The 12,777-nt window shown below is 68.5% G+C and carries 9 protein-coding genes and 1 pseudogene; 6 read left to right on the forward strand and 4 right to left on the reverse strand.

Annotated features, from left to right (window positions below; genetic code table 11):
* Nucleotides 1-3 precede the first annotated feature (3 nt).
* Together A5787_RS16220 and A5787_RS16225 are read right to left on the reverse strand one after the other, a co-directional pair.
* Nucleotides 4-2,169 (reverse strand): acyl-CoA dehydrogenase, encoded by a 2,166-nt coding sequence (locus A5787_RS16220; protein ID WP_066968724.1) that lies wholly within the window; start codon nucleotides 2,167-2,169, stop codon nucleotides 4-6.
* Between the two features lie 112 nt (nucleotides 2,170-2,281).
* Nucleotides 2,282-3,040 (reverse strand): SDR family NAD(P)-dependent oxidoreductase, encoded by a 759-nt coding sequence (locus tag A5787_RS16225; RefSeq protein ID WP_066968726.1) that lies wholly within the window; start codon nucleotides 3,038-3,040, stop codon nucleotides 2,282-2,284.
* A 111-nt stretch (nucleotides 3,041-3,151) separates the two neighbouring features.
* Between A5787_RS16225 and A5787_RS16230 the strand changes: the two genes are divergently transcribed.
* Together A5787_RS16230 and A5787_RS16235 are read left to right on the forward strand one after the other, a co-directional pair.
* Nucleotides 3,152-4,684 (forward strand): ATP-dependent DNA ligase, encoded by a 1,533-nt coding sequence (locus A5787_RS16230; RefSeq protein WP_066968728.1) that lies wholly within the window; start codon nucleotides 3,152-3,154, stop codon nucleotides 4,682-4,684.
* A gap of 39 nt (nucleotides 4,685-4,723) precedes the next feature.
* Nucleotides 4,724-6,967 (forward strand): carbon starvation CstA family protein, encoded by a 2,244-nt coding sequence (locus A5787_RS16235; protein WP_066968730.1) that lies wholly within the window; start codon nucleotides 4,724-4,726, stop codon nucleotides 6,965-6,967.
* Here the strand turns inward: A5787_RS16235 and A5787_RS16240 are convergent.
* Nucleotides 6,964-7,353: an STAS/SEC14 domain-containing protein gene (locus A5787_RS16240; protein WP_066968732.1), complete on the reverse strand. Its 390-nt coding sequence runs from the start codon at nucleotides 7,351-7,353 to the stop codon at nucleotides 6,964-6,966. The two genes, A5787_RS16235 and A5787_RS16240, sit on opposite strands and share 4 nt — an antisense overlap.
* Before the next feature lie 194 nt (nucleotides 7,354-7,547).
* On the opposite strand from A5787_RS16240, the gene A5787_RS16245 reads away from it, so the two are divergent.
* The 4 genes and pseudogenes from A5787_RS16245 (at nucleotide 7,548) to A5787_RS16260 (ending at nucleotide 11,746) form a co-directional block, all read left to right on the forward strand.
* A complete protein-coding gene (locus A5787_RS16245) occupies nucleotides 7,548-7,841 on the forward strand; it encodes a hypothetical protein (protein ID WP_066968734.1) in 294 nt (97 codons plus the stop codon).
* A 198-nt stretch (nucleotides 7,842-8,039) separates the two neighbouring features.
* The gene (locus tag A5787_RS16250) at nucleotides 8,040-9,563 is read left to right on the forward strand and encodes an Hsp70 family protein (protein ID WP_066968736.1); all 1,524 of its coding nucleotides are present in this window, start codon (nucleotides 8,040-8,042) and stop codon (nucleotides 9,561-9,563) included.
* Between the two features lie 30 nt (nucleotides 9,564-9,593).
* A pseudogene (gene ppk2 / locus A5787_RS16255) lies at nucleotides 9,594-10,469 on the forward strand (polyphosphate kinase 2); the annotation flags it as partial.
* A 449-nt stretch (nucleotides 10,470-10,918) separates the two neighbouring features.
* Nucleotides 10,919-11,746, forward strand: coding sequence for an oxidoreductase (locus tag A5787_RS16260; protein ID WP_066968737.1), 828 nt, complete (start codon nucleotides 10,919-10,921; stop codon nucleotides 11,744-11,746).
* Nucleotides 11,747-11,749: 3 nt separating this feature from the next.
* Here A5787_RS16260 and A5787_RS16265 read toward each other — a convergent pair whose 3' ends face one another.
* The gene (locus tag A5787_RS16265) at nucleotides 11,750-12,706 is read right to left on the reverse strand and encodes an LLM class F420-dependent oxidoreductase (RefSeq protein WP_066968740.1); all 957 of its coding nucleotides are present in this window, start codon (nucleotides 12,704-12,706) and stop codon (nucleotides 11,750-11,752) included.
* Between the last annotated feature and the right edge of the window lie 71 nt (nucleotides 12,707-12,777).

Raw genomic sequence — 12,777 nt, forward strand, 5'->3', positions numbered from 1 at the left:
GCGCTAGTTGATCAGCGGGTCGCGCGGCATGCCGAGGATCCGCTCGGCGATCTGATTGCGGGTGACCTCCGACGTGCCGCCGGCGATCGACATGCCGCGCGCCCCCATGATCATCCGGCTCGCCAGCGCGCCCTGCCCGTCGCCAAGCGCGACCTCGGGCCCCAGCAACGCCGCCGAGATCGCGGCCCCGTCCACCATGTGTTCGGCCAACTTCAGTTTGGTGACGTTGCCTTCCGGTCCCGGGCCCGCCCCCTCGACGCTGCGGGCGACGCGGCGCAGGTTCAGCAGCCGCAGCGCATGGTCGTCGGCCAGGTAGTTTCCCACGCGAATCCTGGCCCCCGCCAACTGATCCGGCCGCTGCTTGGTGAGTTCGATCAGCATGTCCGCCAGGCCCTCGTAGAAGGACCCGCTGCCACCGATGCTGACGCGCTCGTTGCCGAGCGTCGCGCGAGCGACCGTCCACCCGGTGTTGGGCTCGCCGACGACGTCTTCGTCGGGAACGAACAGGTCGTTGAAGAACACCTCGTTGAAATCCGAGCCGCCGGTGATCTGTCGCAGCGGCCGCACCTCGACCTCGGGCGCCTTCATGTCGACGATCACCGTGGTGATGCCGGCATGCTTCGGGGCCTCCGGGTCGGTGCGCACGGTGGCCAGCCCCCGCGCGCAATAGTGCGCCCCACTGGTCCACACCTTCTGCCCGTTGATCTTCCAGCCACCGTCGACGCGGGTGGCCCGGGTCTTGATGGACGCCGCGTCCGATCCCGCGTCCGGCTCGGAGAACAGCTGGCACCAGATCTCGTCTTTGCGCAGCGCCTTCTCCACGAATCTTTCGATCTGCCAAGGCGTTCCGTGCTGGATCAGCGTCAGGATCACCCATCCGGTGATCCCGTAGTCGGGCCGCTTGATGCCCGCGGTACGAAACTCCTCCTCGATCACCAGCTGCTCCACCGCGTCGGCCCCGCGACCCCAGGGTTGGGGCCAGTGCGGCATCACGTAGCCGGTCTCGATCAGCTTGTCGCGCTGCGCCTGCTTGTCCAGGGGGGCGATTTCGGCGGCGTCGGCGTGGATCCGGGTGCGCAGCTCTTCGGCCTCGGGCGGCAGGTCCAGGCTGTTCTCGCGCACCGCGCCGGCCGCGGTGCGTTCGAAGACGTCGGCGACTGGGCCGTCCCCGCCGAACAGCGCCGCGGTCACCAGCGACCGGCGCAGGTGCAGATGCGCGTCGTGCTCCCAGGTGAAGCCGATGCCGCCGTGCACCTGAATGTTGAGCTCGGCATTGCGCGCATACGCCGGGAAGGCCAGCGCGGCGGCCACCGCGGCGATGAGGCGAAACTGATCCTCGTCCTCCGCCGCCGCCCGCGAGGCGTCCCACACCGCGGCGGTCGCCGACTCCGAGGCCACCAGCATGTTGGCGCAATGATGCTTGACGGCTTGGAAAGTCGCGATGGTGCGGCCGAATTGCTGGCGCACCTTGGCGTAGTCGACGGCGGCCTCCACACAGTCGGACGCCCCGCCGACCGCCTCGGCGGCCAGCAGGGTGCGCGCGCGGGCCAGCGCCGACTCCCGCGCCCCCGCCACGATGTCGTCGGAACCGATGCTGACGTTGTCCAGGCTGACCCGTCCGGAGCGCCGGGTCGGATCGAGGTTCTCGGGCACGTCCACCGACACACCGGACCGGCCGCGTTCCAGCAGCAGGAGGTCGTCACCGGCGGCGATCACCAGCAGGTCGGCCAGCCCGGCACCCAGCACGATGCCGGCGTTGCCGTTTGCTACGCCGTCGGAGACCCGGACCTCGCCGCCCAGGCCGATCCCCGCGGTGACGGTGCCGTCGATCAGCCCGGGCAGCAGCCGCGACTTCTGCTCGGGCGTGCCGTCTTTCGCGAGCACCGCCGACGCGATCACGGTCGGCACGAAGGGCCCCGGCGCCACCGCGCGGCCAAGTTCCTCGACGACCACCACGAGTTCGGGCAACCCATAGCCGGAGCCGCCGTGTTCCTCGTCGACGTGCAACCCGAGCCAGCCGAGCTCGACCAGGTTGTGCCAGAACGGCGGCCGGGCTTCGTCGGCCGCATCGAGCAGCGATCGGGCCGCCCAGCGCGCCTTCTGCGCGGTCAGGAACGCGCGGGCTACCTCGGCGAGTTCGCGGTGGTCGTCGGTCAGTGCGATACCCATGAGGGCCTCCTCGCGCCGCTGCCTGGGGTGACTGCCTGCCCCGCTCCGAGGGGGAGCGGGGCGGCTGTCTAAAGAGTGTACTTATTCCCCGAGGGGGCCTGGGCGGGGGTGGCTACTTCGGCGCGAAGCGCTGCCCGGCGTCCAGCCGCAGGCACTGGCCGTTGAGCATCGGGTTGTCCACGATGGCCGCCACCAGCTTCGCGTACTCCTCGGGCCGGCCCAGGCGTTTCGGGAAGGCCGCGTCCTTGGTGAGCGCCGCCGCGAATTCGTCCGGAATGCCCTGGGTCAACCCCGTCGCGAACAGGCTCGGCGCGATCGCCAGCACGCGGATCCCCAGCGAACCCAGGTCACGCGCCATGGTCAGGCACATGCCGGCGATGCCCGCCTTGGCGGCGGTGTAGGCGACCTGCCCGATCTGACCCTCGAAGGCCGCGATCGACGCCGTGTTGATGATGACGCCGCGCTCGTCGTCCTCCGGTTCGTTCTTGGCCATGTGCGCGGCCGCCAGCCGGCTGATGTTGAAGGTGGCGATGAGGTTGAGGTCGATGACGGATTGGAAGGACTCCAGGTCGTGCGGACCGGACTTGGTCATCGTTCGCTTGGCGATGCCGCCGCCGGCGGTCGTGATGATGACGTGCAGGCCGCCGAGCTTGTCGACCGCGGTCTGCAGCGTCTCCTCGGTGCCCGTGAAGTCGGTGACGTCGACCGGGTAGAACGAACCGCCGACGGCCTCGGCGACGGTCTTGCCGTCGGAGCCCTCGCGGTCGAGTACGGCGACGTCCGCGCCGCGTTCGTGCAGCAGTTCGGCGCTGGCCCGACCCATCCCCGACGCGCCGCCGATGACGACGACCTTCTTCCCGTTGATCTCCATCCGGACCTCCTCGTTAGGCTTGTCAGAATCCCTGAAATTTGTAACGTTTCCTAGGCACGCTAGCGTGCCCGCCCGGCGGGGTTGTCGGCGAGCCATGCCAAGCTGAGTTGCGTGCTCCTCCTCGACGTCGCAAGCACGTCGCTTAATGTCGGCGGCACGTCGTCGCGGCTGACGAAGGTCGCCCACATCGCCGACCTGCTGCGCCGCGCCGCCGCCGACCCGCAGGCGGTGGCGGTCATCGTCTCGTGGCTCTCGGGTGAGCTGCGCCAACGCCAGATCGGCGTCGGCTGGGCGTCGTTGCGCTCCCGGCCGCCGCCGGCGCCCGGGCAGGCGACGCTGACCGTCGGCGGTGTCGACGCCACCTTCTTTCAGATCGGGGCGGTTTCGGGCAAGGGGTCGCAGGCGCGGCGCGCCGAACTCCTGAACGCCTTGTTCGCCGCCGCGACCGAAACCGAGCAGGCCTTCCTGGTGCGGCTGCTCGGCGGCGAGCTGCGCCAGGGGGCGCTGGCCGGGATCGTGGCCGACGCCGTCGCCAAGGCCGCCGGAATCCCGGTCGCGTCGGTGCAGCGCGCCGCGATGCTGGGCGGGGATTTGCCGGCGGTGGCGGCGGCCGCCCTGTCCGGGGAAGCCGGGGCCCTGGACGCGTTCACCCTGCGGGTGGGCCGGCCGGTCAGTCCGATGCTGGCCCAGACCGCCACAGGTGTGGCCGATGCGATCGAACGCCACGACGGCACAACGATTTTCGAGGCGAAGCTGGACGGCGCGCGCGTGCAGATTCACCGGGCCGGCGATGAGGTCACGGTGTACACCCGCAGCCTCGACGACGTCACCGCCCGGCTCCCGGAGGTCGTCGAGGCGACGCTGGCGCTGCCGGTCACCGAGCTGATCGCCGACGCCGAGGCGATCGCCCTGCGGCCCGACAACGCACCGCACCGTTTCCAGGTCACGGCCTCGCGATTCGGCCGGTCCGTCGACGTGGCGGCCGCGGTTGCTGCGCAGCGGCTTTCGGTGTTCTTCTTCGACATCCTGCACCGCGACGGCTCCGACCTGCTGGACGCGCCGACCACCGACCGGCTGGCCGCCCTGGACGCGCTGGTGCCGCCCGCGCAGCGGGTCGACCGGATGATGACGTCGGATCCCGCGGAGGCCGCCGGGTTCCTGGACGCCACGCTGGCCGCCGGCCACGAGGGGGTGATGGCCAAGGCGCCGGGCGCGCCCTACCTCGCGGGCCGGCGCGGGGCGGGCTGGCTCAAGGTCAAGCCGGTGCACACGCTGGACCTGGTGGTGCTCGCCGTGGAGTGGGGTTCGGGGCGCCGTCGCGGCAAGCTGTCCAACATCCACCTGGGTGCGCGGGATCCTGCCACCGGCGAATTCGTCATGGTGGGAAAGACTTTCAAGGGAATGACCGACGCCATGCTGGACTGGCAGACGGCCCGGTTCAGCGAGCTCGCGGTGGGCGGTACGGAAGACTACGTGGTGAACGTGCGCCCCGAGCAGGTGGTCGAGATCGCCCTGGACGGCGTGCAGAAGTCGTCGCGGTATCCCGGTGGAGCGGCGCTGCGGTTCGCCCGGGTGGTGCGCTATCGCGACGACAAGGGCCCGGCCGAGGCCGACACCATCGACGCCGTGCGCGCGCTGTACTAAAACACGCGTTGTCGGTTTTGCGCGCGTAGGGTTTTCGCCGTGACAGTCGAAGACCACGACAAAGACGTCAGCTTCATCCGCACCGATCAAGACCTGCCGCCCGTCGCGATCATCGACCGGTCCCCCATCACCCTGCGGCACAAGCTCGTCTTCGGGGTGATCGCGGTCGTCGGCGCCGTCGCCTGGGCGATCATCGCGTTCGTGCGCGGCGAGACGGTCAACGCCGTCTGGTTCGTGGTCGCGGCGATCTGCACGTACATCATCGGCTACCGGTTCTACGCCCGATTGGTCGAGATGAAGATCGTCCGGCCGCGCGACGAGCACGCCACGCCCGCCGAGGTTCTCGACGACGCCACCGACTACGTGCCGACCGACCGGCGCGTGCTGTTCGGCCATCATTTCGCCGCCATCGCCGGGGCCGGGCCGCTGGTGGGTCCCGTGCTGGCCACCCAGATGGGTTACCTGCCGGGCGCGATCTGGATCGTCATCGGCGCGGTGTTCGGCGGCTGCGTCCAGGACTACCTGGTCTTGTGGATCTCCACCCGGCGCCGGGGCCGTTCCCTGGGCCAGATGGCCCGCGACGAGCTGGGCCCCGCGGGCGGGGCCGCCGCCCTGCTCGGGGTGCTCGTCATCATGGTGATCCTGATCGCGGTGCTGGCAATGATCGTGGTGCAGGCGCTGGCCAAGAGCCCGTGGGGGGTGTTCTCGATCGCCATGACCATCCCCATCGCCCTGTTCATGGGCTGTTACCTGCGGTTCCTGCGGCCCGGGCGGGTATCGGAAGTGTCCGTCATCGGCTTTGCGCTGCTGCTGCTCGCCGTGATGTCCGGCAACTGGGTCGCCGAAACATCTTGGGGCGCATCCTGGTTCACGCTGTCCCCGGTCACCCTGTGCTGGTGCGTGATCGTCTATGGCCTCGCCGCGTCAGTGCTGCCGGTGTGGTTGCTGCTCGCGCCGCGTGACTACCTGTCGACGTTCATGAAGGTCGGCGCTATCGGGCTGATCGCGCTCGGCATCGTCATCGCGCGGCCGGAAATGCAGGCACCCGCGATCTCGCACTTCGCCACCAGGGGCAACGGTCCGGTGTTCGCCGGCTCGTTGTTCCCGTTCCTGTTCATCACCATCGCGTGCGGCGCGCTATCGGGATTTCACTCGCTGATCTCGTCGGGAACGACGCCGAAAATGCTGGAGAAGGAAAGCCAGATGCCGCTGATCGGCTACGGCGGCATGATCACCGAGTCGTTCGTCGCCGTCATGGCGCTGATCACTGCGTCGATCATCAACCAGCACCTGTACTTCACCCTCAACGCGCCGGCCGCGCAGACCGGTGGCACCGCGGCCAGCGCCGCGGACTACGTCAACAGGCTCGGCCTGTCCGGCGCCCCGGCCACCGCCGACCAGATCAGCCGGGCCGCGGCCGACGTCGGCGAGAAGTCGATCGTGTCGCGCACCGGCGGCGCGCCGACACTGGCGCTTGGCATGTCCGACGTACTGCAGCGCGTGTTCGGCGGCGCCGCGCTCAAATCCTTCTGGTACCACTTCGCGATCATGTTCGAGGCGCTGTTCATCCTGACCACCGTCGACGCGGGGACCCGGGTCAACCGCTTCATGCTCTCCGACGCGCTGGGTAACTTCGGTGGCCCGCTGGCCAAGCTGCGAAACCCGAGCTGGCGCCCGGGCGTATGGGTCTGCAGCCTGGCCGTGGTCGCCGCGTGGGGCGGCACCCTGCTGATGGGTGTGACCGACCCGCTGGGTGGCATCAACACGCTGTTCCCGCTGTTCGGTATCGCCAACCAGCTGCTGGCGGCCATCGCGCTGACCGTCGTCACCGTGGTCGTCGTCAAGAAGGGCCTGCTGAAGTGGGCGTGGATCCCGGGAGTGCCGCTGCTGTGGGATCTGGCCGTCACGCTGACCGCGTCGTGGCAGAAGATCTTCTCCGGAGATCCCGCGGTCGGCTACTGGACTCAGCACGCGCGCTACCTGGCGGCACGAAGCGCGGGCAAGACGGCGTACGGTGCGGCGAAGAACGCCCACCAACTCGACGAGGTCATCCGCAACACCTTCATCCAGGGCACCCTGTCGGTCCTGTTCGCTCTGGTCGTCGTCATCGTGTTCGCGGCAGGAGTTGTCGTTGCCTTCAAGGCAATGCGCGGCGGTGGCCGGCCGCTGACCGAGGAAGCGCCGGTGCCGTCCAAGCGGTTCGCGCCGTCCGGTCTGATTCGCACGCCGGCCGAGCGGGAGTTGCAAAGACAATGGGACGCGGTCCCGACTGCTGGCCGTTAATCCCGCTTGCCGTGCGGCTGCACGATCCATTGGCGCGCATCATCGGCTTTCGCCTCGTCAAACGTGCGGTAGCGCCCGGGCCAGAGAAAACCGAAGAGCTCGCCGAATCTGGCCATCTGCTTCACCCATTCCACGTCGCTGACGATCGCGCAGCGATCCCAGTCGAAGTAGTGGCCGATACCGAACTTGGAATCGGCCCAGATTGCGCCCGGGCCGAAACTGGCGAAGTCGGGGGCGATCTCGAGGTAGATCCCCACCCTGTCGTGCCGGCTCAGCTTGTCTTCGAAGCCGGGTATCAGCACCGCGTCGTAATCCGCCTTGGTTACGTTCCCGTGGAAACTGAACGCCGCGACGTCGTCGGGGAAATCCGTGAGCAGCTCGATCACGACCCCATCGTCTTCGCGCCGGGCGCGGCGGCCTAGGGGCCAAAGTCATCGGTCATCGCGACCGGTGGCCGCGCGCGGCGCGCGCGGTTGAGGTAGTCAACTACGCATGCCAGGGGGCGATCGCCGACCGTACGGTAGTAGCGCCGAAGACCGTATAGCCCGGTCAAGGCGCCACATCGGAAAAGAGGTACACGATGTTGGTATCACCAACGGGCCTCGACGAGCCCATCAAGCAACCGCCCGCGGCTGCGCCGTCGGTGGAGGTGACATCCGCCGAGGTGCTGATCAGCACCCAGCAGGTGGTGTTCGGCACCGCGATCGCCGTGGGGGTGGGGCGCCGCACGAGCATCGGCGGCCGGCTGGTCGCCATCGCGCGGCGAATCCTCACCACCCCGACAGATGCATCGCTCCAGCAGCGCAGGCATTACCCGAAGCGTTACGGATTCCTCGAGAACGCCCTCATGGCACGCGAAATGGAAAGATTATGAACGTTGTCCTCGCACTTGCGTCCGCGATGCTGATGGTGGTGATCGCGAAGGGGATCTACAGCCTGCAGTGGTGGCTCGAGCGCAGCGACTACATCCGTCATTTCGAGGATTGACCGCCCACGCCCGGACGGCGCGCCGCGGCGCGCCCGGCAAAAAGTTCGTGCCGAAATCCCCTGCAGCCTCCTAGAATTGTGCGGAATGAGGGTCGGCATCGACTTTGGCACCACCCACACCGTCGTTGCGGCCGTCGACCGGGGTAATTATCCGGTCATCTCGTTCGACGGGCTGGACGCCTGGCCCTCGGTCATCGCCGCCAACGCCGAGGGGGATCTGCGTTTCGGGGTGGACGCGGCCGCCGTCCGCCACCAGCCGGGCTGGTCGGTGTTGCGGTCGTTCAAACGCCTCCTCAACGAGGCCGGACCGCAGACCGAGGTGGAGCTGGCCGGCCGCAACCATCGGCTGGCCGACCTCCTCACCGGCTTTCTGGCCCAGCTCAAACGCGACCTGCAGCGTCGCTCGAACGCCAGCCTGGCGCCCGGCGAGACCATCGAGGCGGCGATCAGCGTGCCCGCCAACGCCTCCAGCGCCCAGCGGTTGCTGACGCTGGACGCGTTCGTCGCGGCGGGTTTTCACGTCGTCGCGCTGCTGAACGAGCCGTCCGCGGCCAGTTTGGAGTACGCGCACCGGTACCGCTCCACCATCACCGCCAAACGCGAGTACGTCCTCGTCTACGACCTCGGCGGCGGCACGTTCGACGCGTCGCTGCTGAAGATGACCGGGAACGAGAACGAGGTCGTCGTCAGCGAAGGCATTCAACGCCTCGGCGGCGACGACTTCGACGAGGCGATCGTGGACCTCGTCCTCGCCCGGCTGAACCTGCAGAAGGTGGATCCCGCCACCCGCGAGCTGCTCAGGGAGGAGTGCGCCGCGCGCAAGGAGGCGGTCGGGCCCCAGACGCGGCGCTTCCTGGTGGACCTCACCGGCGTCGACGCGGTCGACCGGCCCCCGTTCTCCTGCGGCATCGACGACGTGTACTCCGTCTGCGCGCCGCTCGTCGACGAGACGACCGAACTGCTGCACCGCGTCCTGCGCGCTCCCGCTCCAGGCCAGGGCGTGGCGTGGTCGGAGGTGGCGGGCATCTACGTGGGGGGCGGGGCCGGGGGCTTCCCGCTGGTTTCCCGGATGCTGCGCACGGCATTCGGCGAGAAGCGGGTGAAGCGCTCGCCGCACCCGTTCGCCGCGACGGCCATCGGCCTGGCGGTCTTCCTGGACAAGGAGGCCGGTTTCGCGTTGTCCGAACGCTTTTCGCGGCACTTCGGGGTCTTCCGCGAGGCGCACGCCGGCTCCGACGTGGTGTTCGACCCGATCGTCCCGAAGGACGCCTCCCTGCCGGTGGACGGCCACACCCCGCTGGTCGTGCGGCGGGCCTACCGGGCGGCGCACAACATCGGGCACTTCCGCTTCGTCGAGTGCAGCCGCCTGGTCAACGGGCGGCCCGACGGCGACGTGACGCCCTACGATCCGGTCCTGTTCCCCTTCGACCCGGCCCTCTACGACCGGGATGACCTCGGGCGGCAACCCGTCGGCCGCTGGAGCGACGGGCCGGATGTCGAGGAGCGCTATGTGGTCGCACCCAGCGGCGCCGTCGAAGTGACGCTGACGACGCACCCGGCCGGCTTCGAGCGCACCTTCCGGCTGGAAAGGTGTGCAGCCAGGGTGTGAGCGACCGCCGCACCGGCTATAGCTCGGACTATGGCAGAGATCGATCTGGACGCCCTTTCGACCCCCGAACACGGCTACACCATCGACGACCAGGACGACGACGACCCGGTGTTGCTCGATCGGGCGGGCAATCATGTCGACACCTGGCGCGAGCGATACCCGTACGAGGAGCGGATGCCGCGCGACGAATACGAGCGGCTGAAGCGGCGCTTACAGATTGAGCTGCTGAAGCTGCAAAACCACAGCAAGCGCACCGGGACCCGGCACGTGGTCCTGTTCGAGGGGCGTGACGCCGCCGGCAAGGGGGGCACTATCCAACGCTTCATGGAGCACCTCAATCCACGCAGTGCGCGGGTGGTGGCGCTGGACAAGCCGAGCGAACGCGAACAAACGCAGTGGTATTTCCAGCGCTACATCACCCAGCTGCCGGCGGGTGGTGAGATCGTGTTGTTCGACCGGTCGTGGTACAACCGCGCCGGCGTGGAGAAGGTGATGGGATTTTGTACCCCAGACCAATACGCCGAATTCATCGAGCAGGCACCGTGTTTCGAAGAGATGCTGGTCAATAACGGAATCGACCTGACCAAGTTCTGGTTCTCGGTGTCACCGGCCGAGCAGCGCACCCGCTTCGCGATTCGGTTGGTCGACCCGGTGCGGCAGTGGAAGTTTTCGCCGATGGACATGGAGTCGATAAACAGGTGGGACGACTACACCGCGGCGAAGGAGGCGATGTTCGCGGCGACCGATACCGACGTCGCGCCGTGGATCGTGGTCCGAAGCAATGACAAGAAGCGGGCCCGGATCAACGCCATGCGCTACGTTCTCGCCGGGTCCGACTACGAAGACAAGGACCACGAGTTGGTGGGAGAGCCCGATCCGCGGATCGTGGGCCGCGCGCTGACCGAAAGAGCCGACGCCGAACGTCGAGTTGTTGGGCTGAACATGTGCCACATCGCCCAACAACTCGACGTTGGGCCAGCCAATTCGACCTCGCACCCGCGCGCGCCGGCGACACCCTCTATGAGGCTTCCGGGTCCTCACGCACGCCCGAAGCTTTCGAGGACTGGATAATGGCTTCGCAGCTGGCCAGCTGTTCCGCGACAGCCGTGAGGTCAGGCACTATCTTCGGCAAGTCCGCCTGCAGGCGCTCCACCAAGCGAGCAGCCAATTGCGGTGCGCACGTTTGCATTTGAGTGGCGACCGGCTTCAGCACTTCGTTCCATGCCGCGCGGGCGGTCGGCTCCTCGAGGGGTGGCCACCGGGGCTCCATGTCGGCAGAATCTAATCCTGTTGTGTTCGTGGCACAACGACCTGGCTATCGTCGGGTGCGCGTCGATTGGAAAGGATCGATTTCCATGTCCACCTGGCTCATCACCGGCTGCTCGACGGGTCTCGGCCGCGCGCTCGCCGAGGCCGTCATCGCCGCCGGCCACAACGCCGTCGTCACCGCGCGCGACGTCGCGAAGGTCGCCGACCTGGCCGAGACCACACCGGAGCGGGTGCTCGCCGTCGCCCTCGACGTCACCAAGCCCGCACAGGTCACGTCCGCGGTGCGGCGGGGCCACGAGCGCTTCGGCGGCCTCGACGTCCTGGTCAACAACGCCGGCTACGGCTACCGCGCCGCGGTCGAGGAGGGCGACGATGCCGAGGTCCGCGAGTTGTTCGAGACGCACTTCTTCGGCACCGTCGCGATGATCAAGGCGGTGCTGCCCGGCATGCGGGCGCGCCGCAGCGGCGCGATCGTCAACATCTCCTCGATCGGTGCGACGGTGACCCCGGTGGGATCCGGCTACTACGCGGCGGCCAAGGCCGCCATCGAGGGCATCAGCGGGGCCCTGCGCGGTGAGCTCGCCCCGCTGGGCATCTCGGTGACGGTCGTCGAACCCGGCGCGTTTCGCACCGACTTCGCCGGCCGCTCGCTCGCCCAGGCGGCCGCGGTCATCGACGACTACGCCGACACCGCCGGGCAGCGGCGCAAAGAAAACGACACCATGCACGGCAACCAGGCCGGCGACCCCGCCAAGGCGGCCGCTGCGATCATCGCTGCCGTCGAGTCGAGTGAGCCGCCCGGGTTCCTGCTGCTGGGCCCCGACGCCCTGGCCATCTACCGTTATGTCGCGGGCGCGCGCGCGGACGAGATCGCGAAATGGGAAGGGCTGACCAGCGGCACCAATTTCGACTGAGCCTCAGCCGCGCACCGCCGGTAGCACGTCGCGTTCCCACGCCGCAAAGAACCCGTCCATGTCGGGACCGATCTGCTGCACGTAGACCTCGTCGATGCCGGCGTCGATGTACTTGCGCACCTGCGCGACATGCTTGTCCGGGTCCGGTCCGCACGCAACGCTTTCGGCGACCTTCTCCGGTGGCACCAGCGACATGAGGGCGGCAAAGTCCTTGGGCCGCGGCAATATCTGCGCGGTCTGGCCCGGCAGCCCCTCGTTGGCCCACAATCGGTGCGCCACCTTCAGCGCGGCCTCGGGGTCCTCGTCCCAGCTCACCTTGGTGCCCGCTTGCACCGGCTTGTCACCCCCACCCGAGTCCCGGAAGGTCTTGACCAGCTCGCCGTCCGGCATGGCCAGGACGTAGCCGTCGCCGATGCGCCCGGCCAGCTCCGCACCCTGCGGACCGAACCCGGACACGTAGATCGGCACCGGCTGTTCCGGTCGGGTGTAGATGCGCGCTTCTTGGACCTCGTAGTGGTTGCCGCGGTGGCTCACCTCGTCGCCCCGGTGCAGCAACCTGATGACGTCGACCGCCTCCTGAAGCATTTCCTGGCGCACCGCGACCGACGGCCAGCTATCGCCGAGGATGTGCTCGTTGAGCGCCTCGCCGCTGCCCACCCCGAGCACGAAGCGGCCGTCGAGCTGCACGGCGGCGGTGGCCGATGCGTGCGCGATGATCGCCGGGTGCGTCCGCACGGTCGGGCAGGTGACGGCCGTGCTGACCGGCAGTGCGGTCGCCTCCGACAGCGCACCGATCACGCCCCACACGAACGGGCTCTGGCCCTGCTCGTCGTTCCACGGATGAAAGTGGTCCGATATCCACAGCGCGTCGAAACCGGCGGCCTCCGCGCGCTTGGCCTGGTCTACGAGTTCCTTCGGGCCGAACTGCTCGCAGGACAGGAAGTATCCGAACTTTGTCATGGCTGCGGGCTACCCGGTACGCGGTGGCCTATGCACGACGGTCGCAATGACGCTGCGGCCCACGCGTTTCC

Origin of the sequence: Mycobacterium sp. 852002-50816_SCH5313054-b, from assembly GCF_001667185.1 — a bacterium.
Classification (GTDB): Bacteria; Actinomycetota; Actinomycetes; order Mycobacteriales; family Mycobacteriaceae; genus Mycobacterium.

Coding starts and splice junctions, on each gene's coding strand:
- A5787_RS16220 (WP_066968724.1), bottom strand. CDS start 2,169: ATGGGTATCGCACTGACCGACGACCACCGCGAACTCGCCGAGGTAGCC.
- A5787_RS16225 (WP_066968726.1), bottom strand. CDS start 3,040: ATGGAGATCAACGGGAAGAAGGTCGTCGTCATCGGCGGCGCGTCGGGG.
- A5787_RS16245 (WP_066968734.1), top strand. CDS start 7,548: ATGTTGGTATCACCAACGGGCCTCGACGAGCCCATCAAGCAACCGCCC.
- A5787_RS16250 (WP_066968736.1), top strand. CDS start 8,040: ATGAGGGTCGGCATCGACTTTGGCACCACCCACACCGTCGTTGCGGCC.
- A5787_RS16260 (WP_066968737.1), top strand. CDS start 10,919: ATGTCCACCTGGCTCATCACCGGCTGCTCGACGGGTCTCGGCCGCGCG.
- A5787_RS16265 (WP_066968740.1), bottom strand. CDS start 12,706: ATGACAAAGTTCGGATACTTCCTGTCCTGCGAGCAGTTCGGCCCGAAG.